The sequence below is a fragment of the Agrobacterium sp. MCAB5 genome, from assembly GCF_052114365.1.
GTDB classification, from domain to species: Bacteria; Pseudomonadota; Alphaproteobacteria; order Rhizobiales; family Rhizobiaceae; genus Agrobacterium; species Agrobacterium tumefaciens.
The window spans coordinates 1-1385 of the sequence record NZ_JBFREP010000033.1; the positions used below are offsets into that span (position 1 = coordinate 1).

Here is a 1385-nt window from a genome sequence, read left to right on the forward strand (position 1 = left end):
AGCAAAAAGGACGCATCGGCCGTGGCAAAGCAATTCGAGAGCATCGACGCTCGTCTCCAGGACTTTATCGGTCGGCAGCACATCTTCTTTACCGCCTCGGCCACCGGCCATTCCCGGGTGAATGTGTCGCCGCGGGAGACCGGCTGCCTGCGGGTAGTCGATGCAAATACGGTGGTCTATCTGGACAGGACCGGGAGTGGAAACGAAACCGCCGCGCATTTGCGCGCGGATGGTCGGCTGACGATCATGTTTTGTGCCGTCGAAGGGCCGCCAATGATCTTGCGCCTTTACGGTCGCGGACGCTCCATCCGCCGCGACAGCCCCGAATACGAAAATATCTTGACCACTCACTACAACGGTTCGGAGCCCTCAGGAGCCCGGCAGGTCATTCTGCTGGACATCGACCTGGTCCAAACCTCTTGCGGCTTCGGCGTCCCTCTTTTCGACTACAAGGCCGAGCGGCCAAGCCTTGACCAATGGACCGATGCAAAAGGCCGTGATGGTATCGAAATCTATCGTCGGGAAAAGAACACATACAGCATGGATGGCCTACCGACGGGGATGTTCGACGACGCCTAGTCGGGCCGCGAACAATTTCCGCTCCGGCTGGGTGGGATCGCTATTGCCGCCAAGGTTGCCCTGACGACCTGGGTCTGGCTTCAATCGGCCATCCGCCGTTTCCCTTGACGCTCGATCGACCTGCCCGCGTTGGGTTCGCATCAAATCCTGATGGCAGTTGGCGTCCTTGCCATTAGCAATTCGCCATTAGCCAGATGCGGGTTTGCTCCGCCGCCGCCGCGATCCCAAGGGGCGGGGAGCGGAATTCAGGGCACCCTCGGTCAAATCATTGGCCGTTAGTGTCGCGCAGAATCTCAAACGGGAACCAGACACGCTTTTCGGTTTCGTCGATCCAGTTCTCGATCAGACTGGCGGTCGCGACGTCGCCACACTCATCGCAGACGTCATGCAGCGAGCGCATGCTTGCGACAAGGCTGCCATTGTCGTCGCGCAGTTCGGCGAGCATTCCATGTGGATGCACGCAGTCGGCATCATTGTTGCTTGCGCGAGATGTCGCCGATCGACCGCAGCGTGTCGCCGCCAACCTTGCGGACCCGTTCGGCGAGCGGATCGGTCATCGCAAACAGTTCGTCGCCGTGCTCGTCGAGTAGCAGATGGCAATCGCGGAAATCCGATCCGGACATATGCCAGTGAAAATTCTTGGTCTTGATATAGAGCGCGAACACATCTGCCAGCACGGTGGGGGCGCCGGCGGAGATGTCCCTGACCGCGTCGCTGCCCAGTCCTGTCGGACCTCTCAGCGCAGCGGCAGCACGCAATTTGACCGATTTTCCTGAAAATGAATTGACTATGACGGAGCTGGCGAA

Annotated in this window: 1 protein-coding gene and 1 pseudogene; one reads left to right on the forward strand and one right to left on the reverse strand. The window is 59.5% G+C overall.

Going from position 1 to position 1385, the window contains the following annotated elements:
• The first annotated feature begins 21 nt into the window (after positions 1 to 21).
• Positions 22 to 579, forward strand: a complete 558-nt coding sequence (locus AB4Z23_RS27065) for a pyridoxamine 5'-phosphate oxidase family protein (RefSeq protein WP_035201057.1) — start codon at positions 22 to 24, stop codon at positions 577 to 579.
• A gap of 265 nt (positions 580 to 844) precedes the next feature.
• Here AB4Z23_RS27065 and AB4Z23_RS27070 read toward each other — a convergent pair.
• Positions 845 to 1337: pseudogene (locus AB4Z23_RS27070) on the reverse strand (Dps family protein).
• Positions 1338 to 1385: the final 48 nt, after the last annotated feature.